The sequence below is a fragment of the Sphingomonas yabuuchiae genome, assembly GCF_001477495.1.
GTDB classification, from domain to species: domain Bacteria; phylum Pseudomonadota; class Alphaproteobacteria; order Sphingomonadales; family Sphingomonadaceae; genus Sphingomonas; species Sphingomonas yabuuchiae_A.
The window spans coordinates 1-600 of the sequence record NZ_LDTF01000184.1 but is presented as its reverse complement, the minus strand read 5'-3'; the positions used below and the strand labels follow the sequence as shown (position 1 = coordinate 600).

At 77.0% G+C, this 600-nt stretch carries 2 pseudogenes; one reads left to right on the top strand and one right to left on the bottom strand.

What is annotated here, in order from left to right:
- Positions 1-257 (top strand): annotated as a pseudogene (locus tag NS355_RS19165) (hypothetical protein); the annotation flags it as partial.
- 27 nt (positions 258-284) lie between these two features.
- Here NS355_RS19165 and NS355_RS17975 read toward each other — a convergent pair.
- Positions 285-600: pseudogene (locus tag NS355_RS17975) on the bottom strand (hypothetical protein); the annotation flags it as partial.

The following is a 600-nucleotide window of genomic DNA, read 5'->3' as shown; positions in this document are numbered from 1 at the left end:
AGCCCCTGGCCCGGGACGGCTACGTCGACGTGGTGGCGGACCCGCGCGACCGCCGGGCCCGGCGCATCGCCCTGACGGAGGCCGGCGCCGCCAAGCTCGCCGAGGCGACGCCCCTGTGGCGCGACGCCCAGATCCGCTTCGAGGCCGCGTTCGGGGCCGAGCGGGCGGGCCTGCTGCGCGACCTCCTGCACGCCCTCGCCCTGCCGGACTTCCGCGACGCGTTCGAAAGCCGGGAACGGGCCTCTCCGCTCCCGTGAGGCCCGTTCAGACGACCCGCACACGTCTCAGGCCGCCCGCACGGTGGCGAGGAACCGCGTCACCTCGGCCGACAGCCGCTCCGACTGATGCGACAGGGCTGAGGCCGAACTCAGCACCTGGCTCGCGGCGGCGCCGGTCTCCTCCGCCGCGCCCGCCACCCCGGCGATGGTGCCGGTTACCTCGCCGGTGCCGACCGCCGCCTGCGAGACGTTGCGGACGATCTCGCGCGTTGCCGCGCCCTGCTCCTCCACGGCGGCCGCGATCGCCGCCGCCACGCCGCTGATCTCGTCGATCCGCCCGCCGATGCCCGCCATCGCGGTCGTCGCCCGGCCGGTGGCGGCC